Below are 18,717 nucleotides of genomic sequence, written 5' to 3'. Positions count from 1 at the left end.
GGCCGGTGCGGGCCGGCCCAGACGCCGGGATCACCCCAGGTCGAACCGGTCCAGGTTCATGACCTTGTCCCACGCCGCGACGAAGTCCCTCACGAACTTCTCCTTCGCGTCGTCGCTCGCGTAGACCTCCGCGAGCGCACGCAGCTCGGAGTTCGATCCGAAGACCAGGTCGGCCCGGGTGCCGGTCCACTTGACCTCGCCCGTGACGTCGTCACGGCCCTCGAAGGTGTTCGCGTCACCCGACGTCGCCTGCCACGTCGTCCCCAGGTCGAGCAGGTTGACGAAGAAGTCGTTCGTCAGCCTCCCGGGAGTAGCCGTGAGAACGCCCAGCTGCGACTGCTGGTGGTTCGCGCCGAGGACGCGCAGCCCGCCGACGAGGACCGTCAGCTCGGGCGCGCTCAGGGTCAGCAGGTTCGCCCGGTCGATCAGCAGGTACTCGGCCGGCAGCCGGTTGCCCTTGCCGAGGTAGTTGCGGAAACCGTCGGCGGCCGGCTCGAGCGCGGCGAACGACTCGGTGTCGGTCTGCTCCTGCGACGCGTCCGCGCGGCCCGGGACGAAGGGGACCGCGACGGCGACGCCGGCGTCCGCGGCCGCCTTCTCCACGGCCGCACCGCCCGCGAGGACGATCAGGTCGGCGAGCGAGATCCGCTTGCCGCCGTCCTGGGCGGAGTTGAAGGACTGCTGGATCTCCTCGAGGGTCCGCAGCACGCCCGCCAGCCGGTCGGGGTCGTTGACCTCCCAGCCGCTCTGCGGCTGCAGGCGGATGCGGGCACCGTTGGCGCCGCCGCGCTTGTCGCTGCCGCGGAACGACGAGGCCGACGCCCACGCCGTCGACACCAGCTCGGACACCGAAAGGCCCGAGTCGAGGATCCGCGCCTTGAGGGCGGCGACGTCCCCGGCGTCGACCAACTCGTGCGTCACCTCGGGGAGCGGGTCCTGCCACAGCAGCACCTCGGACGGGACCTCCGGACCGAGGTACCGCTGGATCGGGCCCATGTCCCGGTGCGTCAGCTTGTACCAGGCCCGGGCGAAGGCGTCGGCGAACGCGGCGGGGTTCTCGAGGAACCGCCGTGAGATCTGCTCGTAGACCGGGTCGACGCGCAGCGACAGGTCGGTCGTGAGCATCGTCGGGGCATGGCTCTTCGATGGGTCGTGGGCGTCGGGGACGGTGTCCGAGCCGGCACCGTCCTTCGGCCGCCACTGGTGCGCGCCGGCCGGGCTCTTGAACAGCTCCCACTCGTAGCCGAAGAGGATCTCGAAGAAGCTGTTGTCCCAGGTGATCGGGGTGTTCGTCCAGATGCCCTCGAGACCGCTGGTGATCGCGTCGGCGCCCTTGCCGGTGCCGTGGCTGTTCCGCCAGCCGAAGCCCTGCTGCTCCATCGGGGCGGCCTCGGGGTCCGGGCCCACGGCGTCCGCCGGGCCGGCGCCGTGGGTCTTGCCGAAGGTGTGGCCGCCGGCGATGAGGGCGACCGTCTCCTCGTCGTTCATCGCCATGCGCCGGAACGTCTCGCGGATGTCGCGGGCGGCGGCCAGCGGGTCCGGGTTCCCGTTGGGGCCCTCGGGGTTGACGTAGATGAGGCCCATCTGGACCGCACCCAGCGGGTTCTCGAGCTCCCGGTCGCCGGTGTAGCGCTCGTCACCCAGCCAGGTGGTCTCCGGACCCCAGTAGACGTCCTCGTCGGGCTCCCAGACGTCCTCACGGCCGCCGGCGAAGCCGAAGGTCTCGAAGCCCATCGACTCCAGGGCGACGTTGCCGGCGAGGATCATCAGGTCGGCCCACGAGAGGTTCTGGCCGTACTTCTTCTTGACCGGCCACAGCAGCCGGCGGGCCTTGTCGAGGTTGCCGTTGTCCGGCCAGCTGTTGAGCGGTGCAAAGCGCTGCTGGCCGGCCCCGGCGCCGCCGCGGCCGTCACTGATGCGGTACGTGCCCGCGCTGTGCCACGCCATGCGGATCATGAACGGACCGTAGTGACCGAAGTCGGCCGGCCACCAGTCCTGGGAGGTCGTCAGCACCTCGGCGATGTCCCGTTTCACGGCGGGCAGGTCGAGGCTCTCGAACGCCGCGGCGTAGTCGAACTCCTCGCCGAGCGGGTTGGCCACGGCGGGGTTCTTGGCGAGGATCCTCAGATTGAGCCGCTCCGGCCACCACTGCCGGTTGCCGCCGCCCTGCGTCGGGTGCGGTGCGCGCCCGTGCGCGACGGGGCAGCCACCCCCGCCCTCGGCCTTCGCGTCGGCGACGATTGCGTCATGGTTCTCGGACATGGGAATCCTTCCGGGCTGGGCGGATCATGTGCTCAGGAACTGCGGGCTGTCGAACTGTGGGGGTGCGGGCCCCGTGAGACGGCCTGGCCGCCGTGGCGACCGCGCGGGGCGCCGGCCGGTCCCGCGGGGGACGGGCCGACAGGGTGAAGTGAGGCGCGCCTCGCGGGCCGGTGGGACGAACAGCCGCCCGTACGACCGGCGTTGCCGGAGGCCGCCGTCCCGGCATGGTGCCGGTCACCGTCCCTTGCGGTCCCGGGCGGCGCCACGCCGCCGGCCGGCGCGGCTCGTCGGCGGTGGTCCCGTCATGTCTTCGTCTCCTGCCGTGCTGGAGTCCTCTGCACCCTTGGCTGTCGCCGGAACCGATCCTACGATGGACTCAGTCCAGGTCAAGAAGCTCGCCTAGTCCATATCTGGTCAGGATTCGGACATCCGCCGGTAAACTTCGGCCATCCATCACGTACGAATAGGTGAACCGACATGAGTGACCTGCTGGAACGGCTGCGAGGGCGTGGCTGGCGGGTGACCGCCCAGCGGCGTGTCGTCGCGGAGGTCCTCGACGGCGACCACGTACATCTCACGGCTGACGAGGTGCACGCCCGCGCGGTGGAGCGGCTGCCGGAGATCTCCCGGGCGACCGTCTACAACACGCTCGGCGAACTGGTCGCCCTCGGCGAGGTCGCGGAGGTCTCTACGGACGGCCGTGCCAAGCGCTACGACCCCAACGCACACCACCCGCACCAGCACCTGGTGTGCTCCGGCTGCGGCACCATCCGCGACGTGCACCCGGCCGGCGATCCGCTGGCGGCCCTTCCGGCCGCGGAGCGGTTCGGCTTCACGGTCTCCGGAGCCGAGGTCACCTACCGCGGGCTGTGCCCGTCCTGCCGCTGAATCCCGCCCGGACGCGACTGCTTCCACCATCCACTGGTCGGTGACCTGACCTGACCTGACCTCGAGCTTCGAGGCCCTCGCGGTCACCCGGCCCCGCCGTCGTCGGCCGCGCCGCCGAACGGGGCTCGCCCTCGCGCCGGGCACCTGTGCCGCCCTTCAGTCGTGTCGCGGACGGGCAGGGGGCACCCGCTCTCGACCGGCCGTGACACGCCGCGTTTCTCGTGCGGGTTCGGGGCGTGCCCGGCGCCGACAGGCGCCGTCAGCAGACGCGGGCAGCGATCGTTCGCGCGCACACCAGGGACTCGGTGTGTGTCGTGTCCACCTCCAGGTCGTAGCGCACCCCCTTGTGGACCACGTCCGCCTGCAACGCGGCCATGCCCTGGACACGATCGCCTCGGGCGAGCTCACGGCCCGCGGCGACCGCACTCTCACACCTGACGCCGACCCACAACGCCTCCAGCCCGCCCAGGGCCTTCTGCCACCGCCGCTGGGACGCCGAGCCGCCGAGGAAGACGTCGTCGACCACGACCCTGGCACCTGCACGGGCCATCGCCACGACGCCCTCTGTCCAGGCGGCTTCGAGCTCGCGGAACTCGGCCCCTACACCCACCGTGCCGTCTGCGGCGAACATGATCCCCTCGTCCGACGCCCGCATCCTCGCGGGCAAGGCGTCGACGAACGAGTCGCACCCGAACGCCAGCCACGGACTCGGCAGGACGGCCTGCAAGCACCGGACGATCCCGGACTTACCCGAGCTGGAGCCACCGTTGAGAATGATCATGTGAGTCGTCACCGCGCCACAGTAGGGCGCAGTCCGCACAGCACGAAACCGAAATCGTCAGGCGCCGCTCTGCTGCGACGCCAGGCGGACGCTCCCGGTCCCGGGGACACTCCGCAGCCGCTCGGCCCCCGCAGAGGCGGCACTGTTCTCCGGAACGTCCGCCACACCCCGACGTCCGGTACACCCCTTCGAGGTGCCCGCGCTTGTTAGAGTCGCCGAGTGCAGATCCCCGGCGTCGGCGAGATTCGCGACCTTCATGTGAAGTATGCGCCGTCCGAAGAAGCCCTGGACCTCGTGCTGACGCACTGTGAGATTGTTTGGAGCATCGCCGAGCAGCTCATTTCCGTGTCGGGAGTGGATGTTGACGCGGATGTCGTCCGGGCGGGTTGCCTGGTGCACGACATCGGCGTGTATCGCCTCTACGACCACACCGGGCGAGTGGACCAGGCGCATTACGTGCGGCACGGAGTGCTCGGGCACGAGATCCTGGAGGCGGAAGGGTTCTCCGAACAACTGTGCCGGTTCTGCTCCTGCCATACGGGGATGGGCCTGACCAGGTCCGACGTGGCCGGGCAGGGCCTGCCGTTGCCGCCAGGCGACTATGTCGCGGTGACGAACGAGGAGAGGCTGGTGATGTATGCGGACAAGTTCCACAGCAAGACCACCCCGCCGAGGTTCGTCACCGCGGATTCCTACGCCGCCTACGTAGCGCGGTTCGGTCAGGACAAGCGCGCCGCCTTCCACGGGATGCGTAGGCTGTTCGGTGTACCCGACCTGGGTGAACTCGCCGCCGTGTACAGCCACGCTGTGACCTGAACACGGCTGTGACCGGGACATGAGGGTGCTCCGCCGGCGACACGGAACGGGCGACGGCCGACGCCGCTCTCGGCGCCCGTCGCCGTCCTCCGCCCGCCGAACGGGGCGACCACCGCGACGAGTTCCAGCGCGTTGCCGGTAGTGCTACGCGGCACGGCGCCTTCGGGTGCCGGTGTTCATCTCGCGGTCCGTGCGCACTTGCCCAAGGCCGCCGCGAGGCCCGCGCCCGCGCGCAGGACTCCGCCGACATCCTGGCAGGGGTCGCCCCAGGTGCCGCGTGACCGCTTTCCGCCCTCCGTCGCGGCCGGCCGGGGGCAGCGCTCCCCCGCGTGACGTCGAGGCGCCGTCAACCCGTATCCGATGCACGGCAGTTGGCCCGAGGGGCCGACCGTCCGCGAGCGGTCGCAGCCCCGAGGAGTCGCGGCAACCGGATCGTGTACCCAGGAACGCGGCCAGTGCCTGAGGATTTCCGCCGAGTTGCCTGCTTCCGTCCGGCCGTCTCCCGGCCGGACGGAAGCCCTCGCAGGGTTTGCGGAAGCGGATGTCGAGTCGGGCCGGATCTCCGTCCCTCCCCGGAGCTGCGGAGACGCACTGGGCAGATCTGCGCCGTTGAACGGTGCACCTTCCATTCAATGTTGTCTCGTTCGTGACGATCCGCCTGCTGCCCTCCTTCGCGCCACGCGCCTCGCTGCAAGCATGTGGCGGCACGGGAGATTCCCGTCCCGTGGAAGGGGGGAACGTCTCCCGCTCTCGGGCTCTCCCGGCCGGAAGGACCGACGAGAGGAGCAGATCGTGCGGAGTCCCACCCGCCGCGCAGTGGTCCGCACATCCACACTGGCGTTGACCGGTGCCGCGCTCGCAGGACCGGTCACCATGGCAGCAGCGAACGCGTTGAGGCCCGGACCGCCCGCCGGCGGTCACGCCGCCGCTCGAGGAAGCCGCGCAGCGGAGTCGTCCGCCGCCCCCGAGCCGGAGGCCTTCGACGAGATGCACCTGGGCCGGCGCATAGAGGGCAGGCCGGCCGGCGGCCGGCACGAGGGTCACTCCGCTGCCGCGGCGCCGGTGGGCCGCCCGCCGACGCGCCCGGAGGCCGCGTCGGCCACGTCGTCCGGGTGGACGACGACGATCTCCACGTCGTGCAGAACGCGGACGGAACATGGATCAGGGACGGGCCGGGTACCCCCGGACGCGCGGCCTGTCGGCCGGCGCTCCCGCCGCGGCTCCCGGCCAAGGCAAGCCCTTCGGCACGGGAAACGTCCTGACGCGGCGCGTGATCCCCCGTCCGTCCCGGGCCCTCGGGGATTTTCGGGCCGTTTTGTGGCTGAAAGCCGGGAGCGGAGCAACCCGTTGGTTGCTCATCCGTCTCACTGCGCGTGCACACGCACGTCATCAACGATCTGAGGAGCGAACATGCGACGTTCATTGGCCATCGGCGCGGCGTTCCTGCTCGCGGGAGCAGGACTGGCGGCGTCGGCAGGACAGGCGGCGGCGGAACCGCACCGCGCCGACGCGGCGACCCCCACCGGCACCTGCTCGACCCCCTGGGGCAGCAGTGTCAAGTCAGTCGCGGGCGGGAACGTCGAACCCCTGACGGGCATCAGGGTGGGACGGCACACGTGTTTCGACCGCATGGTCTTCGACGTAGGCGGAGCGACGGGCCCGGTGGGCTACCACGTCAGCTACGTGGACGCGTTCCACCAGGACGGATCCGGTGACCCGATACCCGTGAGCGGGGGCGCCGTACTCCAGATCTTCGTCTCCGCGCCCAGCTACGACCCCGCGACGATGCGCCAGGTGTACCCGGGGCGGGCGGGGAAGCCACTGCCCGGTGTGGACCTCACCGGCTTCGCGACGTTCAGGGACACGAAGTTCGGGGCGAGCTTCGAAGGCCAGACCCAGGTCGGGCTCGGTGTCCGGGCCAGGCTGCCGTTCCGGGTGCTCCAGTCCGACGGGAAACTGATCGTGGACGTCGCCCACAAGTGGTGACCGGGCGACACGGCACAGCTTGGGCCCACCGCACGCTTCTGCTGCGCAGCACCCGGGGCAAGGCGCCGGCCATCAGCCGGATCGAGGTCCGCAGCGCCGGCGGCGCTGATGCTGCTGCGCCCCGCCCACCAGGGTAGTCGGGCCGTGAGGCGTGCCGTGGCGAGGAGAGTCGCACGGTGCTCCGCGACGACGGGCTCGAACCGGAGAGGTGAGTACGGCTTCGACGTCGCCGAACCGTCCCTCGGATCGGTCGTTTCCGCCCCGCGGCAGTACCACGACGACGAGGGCGGGGTGGACGATCCGTCGTGGTCCGGCCGCCTGGTGAGCTCGCCGCCCCTCGTTCGGGCGGGTGCGGCCGGTCGCCCGCACCCGCCCGCCTCCGCACCCCGAATCGGAGGCACGGCTGAACGGGCAGGCACGCCAACCCTCGCTGATGCTCCTTCGGTTGCGGCCGGAGTCGGGGCTGACGCATCGTCAAGTTGGTTCGCCAGTATGCCGCGACCGGCAGCGCCCGGTCCTCCAGCGGAAGGCTCCATGGCCGGCCCTTGCGGACCGCGTCGCACCCTCACGACGCAGAACCGCCACCAGCTTGGCGAAGGCACGCGAGCTCAGCGCGGTGAACGGGGCTATCCAGGACGGCTCCGACGCCGTGATCACACCAGCCACACGAGATCATCTCCTGCGGCCCGGGAACTCCGCGTGATGTCGCGCAGAATCCGATGGTGCGGCACGGCTCTGGCGTCAAGAATCACCGGATGCATGAAGTGAAGCTGTCCGACGGGATCGTCACTCTGTCCCCCCTGCGCCTGGACGATGTGGAGGCGCACCTCGCAGGGGAGGACGAGCTACTCGTTCGTTGGCTCAACGGCGGTCCCGGCACGCGGGAGGGCATCGAAGCGTACTTCCGGCACTGCCGGGAGCAGTGGGACACCGCCGGGCCACTCCGCGCGTTCGGCATCCGGATGGGTGCCGACGAGGTACTCGCGGGCACGATCGACTTGCGGTTCGCAGGAGAAGGTCTGGCGCCCGGCCAGGTGAATGTCGCCTACGGCCTCTATCCGTCCTGGCGGGGGCGTGGCCTGGCTACCCGCGCGGTCCTGTTGGCGTCCCAGTACGCGGCGAGTGAGGGCGGGGCGGAGGCGGTAATCCAGGTGGAGTCGGAGAATCCCGCATCTGCCGCAGTCGCGCAGCGGGCAGGGTTCACCCCCGGCAAGCCGACACACAGCACGGACGGCACACGCTTCGACTGGTACATCCGTGACCTGCACGCCGCCGCCCGGTGACAACCAACCGTTGCGGGGCAGCCCTTACCTCGGCCGGCGGCACGAGGTCGCCGACAAGGTACGCGGCTTCATCGACGTACGGCTCGGATCGCTCCGGATGGGCGCCCCCGGACGGTTCTTCGAAGCCCAACACCGGCCCCGTCCGGAACATCCGATCCGGTGAGCGCAGTGGTGAGCCCGCCTCGGGGCAGGACACAGCGGCCATCGCCGCTGGCAGAGGTCGGTTCGCCTGTTGGTGGACGGTGCTTCTGCGGCCTGGGGCCCCGATATCGCCGACGAGACGCCGCCGAAAGGCTGATGTCGTACGAGTACCGTGCAGTGCGGTCATCCGCGGCCCGACGCAGTTGCTGGCGCGAGGTCGGAAGTACGGTTCGCCTGCAGGCGACGGCGTCGCTCCGAAGGCACAGGGGCGTTCACAGACGCCCAGGACGCGCGTCCACCTCCGCAGTGACGGCTGCCGGGCGGCGACCGCCGGCCGCCGGACTCCCCACGGGCTGGGCGGCCTCTCGAGGAGGGAGACGGCGGGCGGCAGTACTCCGTGAGATCAGCGGACGGTCGTTGCTCTCTGGTCATGGACGGTATCGCCGTGTAGCGTCACCCGTAGCTGTCGTGGTTCGCAGTACCTGCCCGCGCCCTGGCGTGGGCGTTTTGCTGTGCAGTGCCTGAGGACCAGGGCGATCACCTCCGGGTCCGCGCGGTGCGGATCCGCTATCGACTGAGAGGCACCGGCATGGCCAGCGGAACCGTCAAGTGGTTCAACTCGGAAAAGGGCTTCGGCTTCATCGCACAGGACGGCGGCGGCCCCGACGTCTTTGCGCATTACTCCAACATCAACGCCACCGGCTTCCGTGAGCTCCAGGAAGGCCAGGCCGTCACCTTCGACATCACCCAGGGGCAGAAGGGCCCCCAGGCGGAGAACATCACCCTCGCCTGATCGGCGCCGGCCGCGACCAGGCCCCCCGAGCCCGCCCGAGGCTCCGGGGGCCTGGTTCGTGCGCCTCATGCGCCTGACGTGGTGGCCGATGCGCTGCGCTCCGCTGTACCCGCAGGGCGGTTCCCGGGCGGGGGACCAGCGGTGGTGGTGGGTGTGCGTGGTGCCGGGGCAGATGCGGCAGACGAGGAAGTTCATGCCCTCGACGCCGCACTCGCCGCGCCGACACCCGCGCCGCAACGCCGCCGCACGAGGGCGACGTCGACGGTGCGGTCCGGGCCGTGTGCCTCTTCCTCGATACGTCGGCGCAGGTGCACGTCGGACAGGAGATGGCTCCTGCCCTCGGGGCGGAAAACGTGCAGACCGGCCACGGTTCGTCGGCCAGCCGCAGCAGCGGTCCTCCGGCGGCCGAACTCTCCTCCACCTCGGGTGCGGCCGTGTCGCGGCCCGCCGGTGGGCGGCGAGTGCGGGGAACACCCTCGACGTCGGCCAGGGCGCGGTGGGGTGGTGCAGCACGTCGTACGGGTCCTCCAGGGCTGCTCGACGCGATGCCGTCCACCGGCTCGGACATGGCCGACGGAGTGCTCAAGGCGGTGGGAGAAGCCGAAGCGGCCGCGCATGCGGGACGGGTGACGCCGTTCCGCGTGGCCGTTCGGTAAAGGCGGTTCCGCACGGCGGTACGTCCGTGGACGCGTGGCCAGGCCGGAAGGGCTGACGATCACGCATCCGTCTCGGCCTGAGCGCCACGCTCCCGCTACTGGAGGTGCCGGGCGTAACCGGTGGGCATGGTGGGCCGTTGCTCTCCCCATATGCCCAGTCCGGTCGAGCGATGGGTCCGCCTTGCCTCCTTCCAGCGTCCGCGAAGTCCACCCCGTCGCCCAGAAGGACGCGGGGCCCTGGCCCGCGAGAAGCACCGGCCTTACGGGTCGCTCGCTTCGCGACACGGCTGCCGTCCTGCTGGGCACGGTCCTCATCACCCTGCGGGGCTCGCGTCTCGGTGGCTGGGTGGTCGACGACGCCGCGATCACCTTCGCCTACGCCCGCAGCATCGACGAGGGTCTCGGGCCGGTGCAACAGCCCGGCTCGCCTCCGGTCGAGGGCTACTCCAACCCGGCCTGGCTCGCTCTGCTGGTCGTGGGCAGGCGTCTGGGCCTGTTCGATCACCGCACCTACTTCGGTGTGCCGGATCAGGTCCTGTACCCGAAGGCCCTCGGCGTCCTGTGCACGCTGGGGATCCTGATCGCCGTTTCCCGCGTCGCGCGGCGGTTGGTGTCGAGTTCCTGGGTCGTGGTGCTGTTCTGCGGTGTGCTTCTGGCCGGCAACATGTCGTTTGTGGCCTGGATGTTCTCCGGTCTGGAGAATCCGCTCTACGCCCTGCTGGCCGTCCTGCTGGCCGCCGTGCTCGCCCGTGCTCTGCTGGAGAACCGGCTCACGGCGGCGGGTCCTGCTGTGGTGACGGGTCTTCTGGCACTGATGGCGGCCCTGACCCGCCCGGACGGGGCAGTCCTGGCAGCGGCCTATCCCGGGGTGCTGCTGCTGCGGGTACATCGTGCGACGCTGGGCGCATCCGCACGAGCGGCGGCTTGTGGCGTCGCCGCCTTCGCCGTGCCGTATGCCGCCTTCCTCGGATGGCGCTACGCCGTCTTCGCCCGTCTCGTGCCCAACACCGCACTGGCGAAGGCACAGGACACTCCAACGTGGGAGTCGTTCTCCGGGACCGGGTCTCTCCTGTCGTTCGCCGGGTGGACGGCCGTGCTGGCCGGGGCTCTGGTGACGGGAGCGGCCCTGGGGCGCCCCGGACCCGTGCGGACGGCACTGCCGGGCGTGCTCGTACCCCTTGCCCTCACGCTCGCTGCCTTCGGTGTGCTCAATCCGGACTGGATGCGCATGTTCCGCTTCGCGACGCCGGTATGGGTGCTGGCGTCTCTCACTGTCGGCGTCGCTCTGACGGACCAGGTGGAACGAGGAACACAACGCGCCAGGGTCGTGGCCGGCGTCACCGTCTGCACGGCGTTGCTCGTGTCCTGGAGCGGGCAGCGAGAGCGTGCCGCCTCCTTCCAGGCCCATCCCACTCTGCCCGTGTGCCATGTCGCCCACCGGTACGGCGCCGTGTTCAACGAGTACGCCGAGCGCCTGAACGTCACCAACGGCACACTTCTCGCCCCAGACCTCGGCGGTACTCTCCTCACGAGCAACCTCGCCGTCAGAGACCTCGCCGGCCTGACCGAGCCCACCATCGCGGACGCCTACGCCGGCCGGAACATGACCGCCCTGCGGCGCCATGTCTTTTCAACCCTCCGGCCCACCTTCATCCACACCCACGGAGTCTGGGTCACCACTCCTGGCCTGACCGTTCCCCGGCTGACGGCCGCGGGCTACGTTCGCCTCTTCTCCGAGGGCGCCGGCGGCGACTGGGTGCGAGCAGACGCTGTTCCCGACCCACAGCGGCTTGCCGCCGCCAGGTCATGGGCTGCCCGGGAGGTGCCGAGGTTGCTGAGCCGGTACAAGACGAACCCCAACGAACCCTGCGGTCAACTCCGTCCGGGCCTCACCCTCACGGCCCGCCTCTCCTGAAGCCGTAGGCGACGGGGCTTGCCGGAAGACGCATCCCAACCGGTGTCGGGGTCTGCATGATCGAACAGGGTTCCTGGTCGGGTGACCACCCGGCCGTGCGTGTGGCGAGGAGGGGCCTCGACGCAGTCGGGCTCGGTCGGATGGTCAGGTGTCCGGGCTGGGGGTCGCTGCTCGCGGAACGCCAGGACTCCCTCGGCTGCCGAACTCGCTGGCTGGTGGGTGCGGTGAGCGGGTCCTGGACGGTGAACGCCGTGTGGCTTGATCAGGACGGGGTCGCGTGCAGGGTGGCCTTGCCCGTGACGCGGATGCCGACCATCCCGCCCCGGCGCACCTGGAGCGGGCCGGGCGCGCGGATGTCGATCGGCTGGTTCACACCGTCGACGGAGACGGTGACCATGGAGTCGTGGCCGAAGAACCGGACGTCGGTAACGGTGCCTCGGGCGGTCGCCGTGTCCGGGTCGGTGAGGTGGAGCTGTTCGGGGCGGAGGAGGACGAGGCCCTCGCGCAGACCGGCCGGGGCGGCGAGGGGGATTCGGCCGAGCGCGGTGGCGGCAGCGGTGTTCGTCTCCGCCGTACCGGTGATGAAGACGGCGTCGCCGACGAAGGAGGCCACCCACGGGTCGGCGGGGCGCTGGTAGAGCACTTCGGGAACGGCGCATTGGGCCACTCTGCCGTGGCGGACGACAGCGACGACGTCGGCCGTTGAGAGGGCCTCCTGCTGATCGTGGGTGACGAGGACGGCCGTGGCGCCGGTGGACCGGAGTGCGGCGCGGACATCCGCTCGTACGGCTCCGCGCAGTCCGCTGTCGAGGGCGGCGAACGGTTCGTCGAGGAGAACGAGCTGGGGTTCGGGTGCGAGGGCACGGGCCAGGGCGACGCGTTGCTGCTGTCCGCCGGAGAGTTCGTGCGGCATCCGGTCGCCGTAGCCGCCGAGTCCCACGAGTTCCAGCATCTCGTCGACGCGCTGTACGCGGGCGCGGCGATCCGTTCCCGTCAGCCCGAAGGCGATGTTGCGGGCCACGTTCAGGTGCGGGAAGAGGGCGCCCTCCTGGGGGACGATGCCGATACGTCGGCGTTCGGGAGGAAGGTGGACGCCGGGGCCGGTGAGGGTGCGACCGGCGACGGTGACTGCGCCGGCGTCGGCCCCCAGGAAGCCGGCGATCACACGCAGCAGGGTGGTCTTGCCGCAACCGGAGGGGCCGAGGACGGCAGCGAGGTGCCCGCCCTGGACGGTGAGGTCGAGGCCGTCCAGGACGGTGGCGCCGGGACCGTACGACTTGACCACGCCACTGATCTGGAGGTCGTTCATGTGCGGTGCCTTCCGAGGACGTAGGAGGGGACGGCGGCCAGGAGGATGAGGCCGGCGGCGTACGGCGCCGCGGCTGCGAAGGAACCGGTGCCGGTCTCGGTCCACAGCCGTGTGGCCAGCGTGTCCATGCCGGTGGGCCGCAGCAGCAGAGTGGCGGGGAGTTCCTTCATGCAGACGACGAAGGTGAGGGCCGCGCCGGCGGCGACTCCCGGTGCGGCGAGCGGCACGGTGACCTCGCGCAGTACCCCGAAGGGCGTGCGCCCGAGGGAGCGGGCGACGTCGTCCAGCACGGGTGGTGCCTGGATGACGGCGGCGCGGGTGGCCGCCACCGCGACGGGCAGGAAGAGCACCGCGTAGGCGCAGATCAGCAGCGGCGTCTCCTGGTACAGCGGTCGGACGTAGCGGACCGCGAAGAAGACCAGGGCGAGTGCGACGGTGATGCCTGGTACGGCGTGCCCCGCGTACGCGGCCTGCTCCAGGAGGTGGGCGAGCCGGCCCCGGTGGCGGGCCGCGATGACACCGACGGGCAGGGCCAGGACGGTGGTGAGGGCGGCGCCGGCGGCGGCGACGGCGAGGGTGGTGAGTGCGGTGGTGGCGAGGGTTGCCGGTTCCCACGTGGCGGAGGAGCCGACGGCGAGCCAGTACCCGAGGGTGGCGAGCGGGAAGCCGACGGCGGTCGCGACAACGGTCCCGCACCAGGCGAGGGCGGGCAGCCGCAGGCGGCCGAGCGCGGCGGGAGCGGTCCGCCGGGCGGTTCCGCCTCCGGTGCGCGAGTACCCGGCCCGGCCGCGGCTGCGGGTCTCCGCGGTGACGAGCGCAACGGTCATGAGGACGAGCACCGCGCTGAGTGCGGCCGCCGGGGTGCGGTCGAAACTGGCCCGGTAGGACGTGTAGATGCCCCGGGTGAAGGTGTCGTACCGCATGAGCGACACCGCGCCGAAGTCGGAGAGCACGTAGAGCGCGACGAGCAGCCCGCCGCCCGCGGCGGCCGGCCGCACCTGGGGCAGGGTGACGCGCAGGAAGGTGCGCAGCGGGCCGTGGCCGAGCGAGCGGGCAACCTCCTCGTGCCCGGGGTCGGTGCCGCGCAGGGCGGCGGCGACCGGCAGGTACACGTACGGGAAGCTGGCGAGGGTCAGCGCGAGGGCGGATCCCGCGAACCCGGCGAGCGAGGGAGCCGCGGAGAGCCATGCGAAGGCGGTGACGTAGCTGGGCACGGCCAGGGGCAGCGTGACCAGGACCGACCAGGCGCGGGCGCAGGGGAGGGCGGTGCGCGTGGTCAGCCAGGCCAGCGAGATGCCCAGGAGCAGGCAGGCGGCGACGACGGTGGCGCTCAGGCCGAGGCTGCGCAGCAGCAACTGCACGCTCCTGTCGCCCGAGATGACGTTCCAGGCGAAGGCGGGGCCGCGTTCGAGGGCGCGTACGGCGAGGTAGCCGAGGGGCAGGACGGCGAGGGCCGCCGCGACGCACGCGGGCACGACCACGAGCCACGAGGGTCCGGCGGCGCGGTCGACGCGGCCGCCCGCACGCTTCGGATCGACGGCACGCTTCCGCCCGGCGGGCGCGGGGGCGCTCGCCGGGCGGGTGTCGTGACGCGTCCGGACGGGGGAATCCGGCGAGCTCACGTCAGACCAGTCCGGCTTCCTGGAGCATGGCCAGCGTCTCCTTCAGCGAGTCGAGCCTGCCGAGGTCGATCTTCGGCGGCTGGAGGCTCTCCAGCGGCGGTACGCCGTCGGCCTGCTCGACGCCCGCTGCCAGCGGGTACTCCTTGGTCTCCGCGGCGAAGTAGCGCTGCGACTCGGTCGACAGCAGGAAGTCGGCGGCCTTCTGCGCGTAGGCGCTCTGCTGCTTGTCGGCACCCTTCACCAGGCCCACCCCGGCGACGTTGACGAGGCCGCCCGGGTCGCCCTTGGGCAGGTAGTGCACCTTGGCCTTGAGCTTGTCGGCGCCCTTCTCGGCCGCCTGCTCGTACCAGTAGTAGTGGTTGAGCAGGCCGAGGGAGACCTCGCCGGAGTCGACGGCGTCGAGGACGTTGAGGTTGTTCTCGTACGCCTTCGGCTTGTTGGCCTTGAGGCCCTTGAGCCAGGCCCGTGCGGCCTCGTCGCCCTCGAGGACGCGCATGCCGGTGACGAACGCCTGGAACGAGGCGTTGGTCGGGGCGAAGCCGATCTTGCCCTTCCATTCCGGCTTGACCAGGTCGTGGACGCTGTCCGGGGGTGTGGGTGCCTTGTCCGGGTTGTACGCGACGACCCGGACGCGCCCGCTGACGCCGACCCAGTCCCCTGCGGCGCTGCGGTAGGTCGGTGCGACCCGGTCGAGCGTCTTCGGGGGCAGCTGCGCGAGCCGGCCCTCCTTGGAGAGCGCGCCGAGCGCGCCGGCGTCCTGCGACAGGAAGAGCCCGGCCTCGGTCCTGTCGCCCTCCTCCAGGAGCTGGGCGGAGAGTTCGGCGCTGTCGCCGTAGCGGACGTCGACGTTGGTGCCGAGGTGCTTCTCCAGCTTCTCGATGAGCGGCCCGACGAGGTTCTCGTTGCGGCCGGAGTAGATGACGAGCCCGGCCGGCTCGTCGCTGCAGCTCGTGAGGGCGGGGAGGGTCAGGGCTGCCGCGGCGAGCGCGGTGAGACTGCGGGCCAAGGGGCGTCGCATGACGGGTAATGCCTTCCTGCCGTGCTCAACGCCGTCACCGCGCTGGCGGCCCCGCGCCCGCAGGGCCAGGAGGGGTGCCACCGCGAGCGGCGAAAACGGTGCCGAGGGGAGAACCTGGAACAAGGCATTAATAAGGTAAAGCTTACCTAAGGGTCAAGTGCGCTGTATAACGGCTTGGCCGCAGATGAGCCCGCCGAGCGGGGTGCGCCATTTCCCCGCCGTGCTTGCTCGCGCCCAACTCCCTTGGCTTGCATGCCTGTTGGCGCGCGACGGCGGGGCGCCGTCGCCGCTCTCGCTGCCCGGCCGACCGGTGGACCCCCTTTTCGATAAGGGAAGCCTTACCTACGATGCGCCCGTGACGCTCCACCCGGCACCGCTCATCAGCGGCAAGACGCTTCCCCTCGCCCGCGATCTCGCGGTTCATGGCGACAGAACCGCCCTTATCACCTCGGACGGTGAGATTTCCTACGGTCAGCTGGCCGAGCGAGTGGCGGACACCGCGCCGCGCCTCGGAACCGGGCGGCGCCTCGTGCTGCTGCCCGGGGCCAACACGGTCGAAGCGCTCGTCGTCCTTCTCGCCGCACTGGCCGCGGGACATCCCGTGCTCCTCGTGCCCGGGGACCATCCGGAGGCCGTGGAGGCGATGACCGTCGCCTACGACCCCGACGTCGTGGTCCATCCGGGACCCGCCGGGTGGCGGATCGAGGAGCGGCGGACCGGCTCCGCCCATGTGCTGCACCCGGACCTGGCCATGCTGCTCAGTACGTCCGGTTCGACCGGATCGCCGAAACTCGTCCGGCTCTCGTACGAGAACCTCCAGGCGAACGCCGAGTCGATCGCCACATACCTCGGGATCCGCGACACCGACCGGGCCGCCACGACCCTGCCGATGCACTACTGCTACGGCCTGTCCGTCGTCCACAGCCACCTGCTGCGCGGCGCCGGACTCGTCCTCACCGGGCTCTCGGTGGCGGACACCTGCTTCTGGGACCTGTTCCGCGCCGCCCGCGGCACGGCGTTCGCGGGCGTCCCGTACACCTTCGACCTGCTGGACCGGGTCGGCTTCGCCGGGATGGACCTGCCGCACCTGCGGTACGTCACCCAGGCCGGCGGCCGTCTCGCCCCCGAACGGGTCGCCCACTACGCCGAGCTGGGGCAGCGGCGCGGCTGGGACCTCGTCGTCATGTACGGCCAGACCGAGGCGACCGCCCGCATGGCCTACCTGCCGCCGGAGCTCGCCGCCGCACACCCGGAAGCCATCGGCGTGCCGGTCCCCGGCGGCTCGTTCTCCCTCGAACCAGTCGAGGAGGCAGCCGAGGAAGGTGTCGGTGAACTCGTCTACAACGGGCCGAACGTCATGCTGGGCTACGCCTCCACCCCCGACGACCTCGCCCTCGGCCGCACCGTGGACACCCTGCGCACCGGCGATCTGGCACGGCGCACCGCGGAGGGCCTGTACGAGATCGTCGGCCGCCGAAGTCGGTTCCTGAAGATCCTCGGCCTGCGGATCGACCCCCGGCAGGTCGAGGTGATGCTCGAACGCCACGGGCTGAGCACGCTGTGCGCGGGCGACGACGAGCGGCTCGTGGTCGCCGTCGTGGGCAAGCCCGGGGGAGACGCGCGGCGGATCCGAAGACGTGTGGTGGACGAATGCGGGCTCCCCGCCCGCTCGGTCCGTGTCCACCTGCTGCCGGACCTCCCCCGGCTGCCCTCGGGGAAACCCGACTACGAGGCCGTCCGTTCCCTCGACCGGACGGCCGACCGGACCCTGGCCGACGGGGCGGACGGCGAGGACCTGTGCGCCCTGTACGCAAGGGTCCTGGACCGTCCGGACGTGACGCCGGACAGTACCTTCGTCGGGCTCGGCGGCGACTCCCTCTCCTACGTCGAAGTGTCGCTCCGCCTCGAGCAGCGCCTCGGCCGTCTGCCCGCGAGCTGGCACACCACACCGATACGAGCCCTCCGCTCACCCGAACCCAAGCCACCCTCACGATTCCGGGCCCTGGAGACCAGCGTCGCTCTGCGCGCGGTGGCGATCGTGTGCATCGTCGGCTCGCACATCCGGCTCTTCGAGATCCGGGGTGGCGCGCATCTGCTGCTCGCGGTGGCCGGGTTCAACTTCGCCCGCTTCCTGCTCACCTCGGCGGAGCGTCGCGAACGCGTCCGCCGGACGGGGCGGAGCATCGCGCGCATCGCGCTGCCGTGCATGGCATGGACCGTCTTCGCGCTTCTGATCGGCGCCGACTACGACCTGAGCAACGTCCTGTTGCTGCACAACGCGCTCTTCCCGCAGGACATGGGACCGGGCATACACCTGTGGTTCGTCGAGGCGCTCGTCTACATCCTGCTGGCGGCCCTCGCGCTGCTGGCCCTCCCCGCCGTCGACCGGGCGGAGCGACGGTTCCCGTACGGGCTGCCCCTCATCCTCGTCGCGATCGGCCTGCTCACCCGCTACGAACTGGTCGGTCTCCCCGATCGTTCCCAGATCACCGACGCGGTCACCGTCTTCTGGTTGTTCGCCCTCGGATGGGCGGCCGCGAAATCCCGTACGACGCCCCATCGGCTGCTCGTCACCCTCGCCGCGCTCGCCACGGTCCCCGGCTTCTTCCCGGGCGAACCCCGGCGCGAGGCGTTCGTCGTCATCGGCTTCGTCCTGCTGGTGTGGTTCCCCACTCTGCCGAGCAACCCTCGTGTCAACCAGGTGGCGGGACTCCTCGCCGCCAGTTCGCTCTCCATCTATCTGACGCACTGGCAGATCTATCCGATCCTCGACGACGTCTCCGAGCCGCTGTCGCTCGTCACCGCCGTCCTCTTCGGCATCGGCTATGCCAAGGGGACGGAACGCCTGATGCGCAAGGTGCCGCCGCTGTCCCGGCTCGTTCCCGTGCGGCCGGGACTCCCCCGCTTCCGCCGGAGATCCACCTGACGCCTGGCAACAGGCCCAGCCGTCCGGCCCGCCACGAGGCGGACGGCCGGGGCGGGCCAGGAGGCGCACCCGCACCGTTCACCGGCAGTCGATACGGCGCAGGCCCACGACGTGCGCCGGCTTGGCGGACACCCCCGTGCCGGTGAGCGCGGCGTGCTGCCACCGTCCGTCGCGCCGGGAAGCGTGGGCCTGAGGGGCGTTACGCGCTGTGCGCGGCAGCAGTGCGGGGGCATCGCGGCGGCGCTCACGACATCGGCGTTGCGGTGGTCTGCAGCGCGACCAAGGCCGACGCAGAGGCCATCGCCGCCGCCCCGGTGGGTC

12 protein-coding genes and 1 pseudogene are annotated in these 18,717 nt (G+C 71.1%); 7 read left to right on the top strand and 6 right to left on the bottom strand.

Annotated features, from left to right (window positions below; genetic code table 11):
• Positions 1-30: 30 nt before the first annotated feature.
• Positions 31-2,262: a catalase/peroxidase HPI gene (gene katG, locus FEF34_RS01510; protein ID WP_138051513.1), complete on the bottom strand. Its 2,232-nt coding sequence runs from the start codon at positions 2,260-2,262 to the stop codon at positions 31-33.
• Positions 2,263-2,739: 477 nt separating this feature from the next.
• Between katG and FEF34_RS01505 the strand changes: the two genes are divergently transcribed.
• Positions 2,740-3,150 (top strand): Fur family transcriptional regulator, encoded by a 411-nt coding sequence (locus FEF34_RS01505; protein ID WP_138051512.1) that lies wholly within the window; start codon positions 2,740-2,742, stop codon positions 3,148-3,150.
• Positions 3,151-3,409: 259 nt separating this feature from the next.
• Here FEF34_RS01505 and cpt read toward each other — a convergent pair whose 3' ends face one another.
• Positions 3,410-3,943, bottom strand: a complete 534-nt coding sequence (gene cpt, locus FEF34_RS01500; protein WP_171052779.1) for a chloramphenicol phosphotransferase CPT — start codon at positions 3,941-3,943, stop codon at positions 3,410-3,412.
• Between the two features lie 207 nt (positions 3,944-4,150).
• Between cpt and FEF34_RS01495 the strand changes: the two genes are divergently transcribed.
• Entirely contained in the window at positions 4,151-4,747 is a 597-nt protein-coding gene (locus FEF34_RS01495) for an HD domain-containing protein (protein ID WP_138051511.1), read from the top strand.
• Positions 4,748-6,157: 1,410 nt separating this feature from the next.
• Positions 6,158-6,733 carry an AMIN-like domain-containing (lipo)protein gene (locus FEF34_RS01490; RefSeq protein ID WP_138051510.1) on the top strand — a complete coding sequence of 192 codons (576 nt, stop codon included), beginning with the start codon at positions 6,158-6,160 and terminating at the stop codon, positions 6,731-6,733.
• Positions 6,734-7,196: 463 nt separating this feature from the next.
• Here FEF34_RS01490 and FEF34_RS01485 read toward each other — a convergent pair.
• Positions 7,197-7,399: pseudogene (locus FEF34_RS01485) on the bottom strand (IS5/IS1182 family transposase); the annotation flags it as partial.
• 89 nt (positions 7,400-7,488) lie between these two features.
• Here FEF34_RS01485 and FEF34_RS01480 point away from each other — a divergent pair.
• The 3 genes from FEF34_RS01480 (at position 7,489) to FEF34_RS01470 (ending at position 11,521) form a co-directional block, all read left to right on the top strand.
• Positions 7,489-8,016 carry a GNAT family N-acetyltransferase gene (locus FEF34_RS01480; RefSeq protein ID WP_138051509.1) on the top strand — a complete coding sequence of 176 codons (528 nt, stop codon included), beginning with the start codon at positions 7,489-7,491 and terminating at the stop codon, positions 8,014-8,016.
• A gap of 730 nt (positions 8,017-8,746) precedes the next feature.
• Positions 8,747-8,950, top strand: a complete 204-nt coding sequence (locus FEF34_RS01475) for a cold-shock protein (protein WP_138051508.1) — start codon at positions 8,747-8,749, stop codon at positions 8,948-8,950.
• An 837-nt stretch (positions 8,951-9,787) separates the two neighbouring features.
• Positions 9,788-11,521, top strand: coding sequence for a hypothetical protein (locus FEF34_RS01470; protein WP_138051507.1), 1,734 nt, complete (start codon positions 9,788-9,790; stop codon positions 11,519-11,521).
• 262 nt (positions 11,522-11,783) lie between these two features.
• Here FEF34_RS01470 and FEF34_RS01465 read toward each other — a convergent pair whose 3' ends face one another.
• From FEF34_RS01465 to FEF34_RS01455, 3 genes are read right to left on the bottom strand one after another with little or no spacing between them, the layout of a single operon-like run.
• Positions 11,784-12,830, bottom strand: coding sequence for an ABC transporter ATP-binding protein (locus FEF34_RS01465; protein WP_138051506.1), 1,047 nt, complete (start codon positions 12,828-12,830; stop codon positions 11,784-11,786).
• Positions 12,827-14,452, bottom strand: coding sequence for an ABC transporter permease (locus tag FEF34_RS01460; RefSeq protein WP_138051505.1), 1,626 nt, complete (start codon positions 14,450-14,452; stop codon positions 12,827-12,829). Before FEF34_RS01460 ends, FEF34_RS01465 begins: the two co-directional genes overlap by 4 nt.
• A gap of 1 nt (position 14,453) precedes the next feature.
• Positions 14,454-15,470 (bottom strand): iron ABC transporter substrate-binding protein, encoded by a 1,017-nt coding sequence (locus FEF34_RS01455; protein WP_138051504.1) that lies wholly within the window; start codon positions 15,468-15,470, stop codon positions 14,454-14,456.
• Between the two features lie 355 nt (positions 15,471-15,825).
• Between FEF34_RS01455 and FEF34_RS01450 the strand changes: the two genes are divergently transcribed.
• A complete protein-coding gene (locus FEF34_RS01450; RefSeq protein WP_138051503.1) occupies positions 15,826-18,396 on the top strand; it encodes an AMP-binding protein in 2,571 nt (856 codons plus the stop codon).
• Positions 18,397-18,717: the final 321 nt, after the last annotated feature.

The organism is Streptomyces marianii (genome assembly GCF_005795905.1).
GTDB lineage: Bacteria > Actinomycetota > Actinomycetes > Streptomycetales > Streptomycetaceae > Streptomyces > Streptomyces marianii.
The sequence above is the reverse complement of the archived record's forward strand: the minus strand, read 5'-3'. Positions and strand labels throughout refer to the sequence as shown.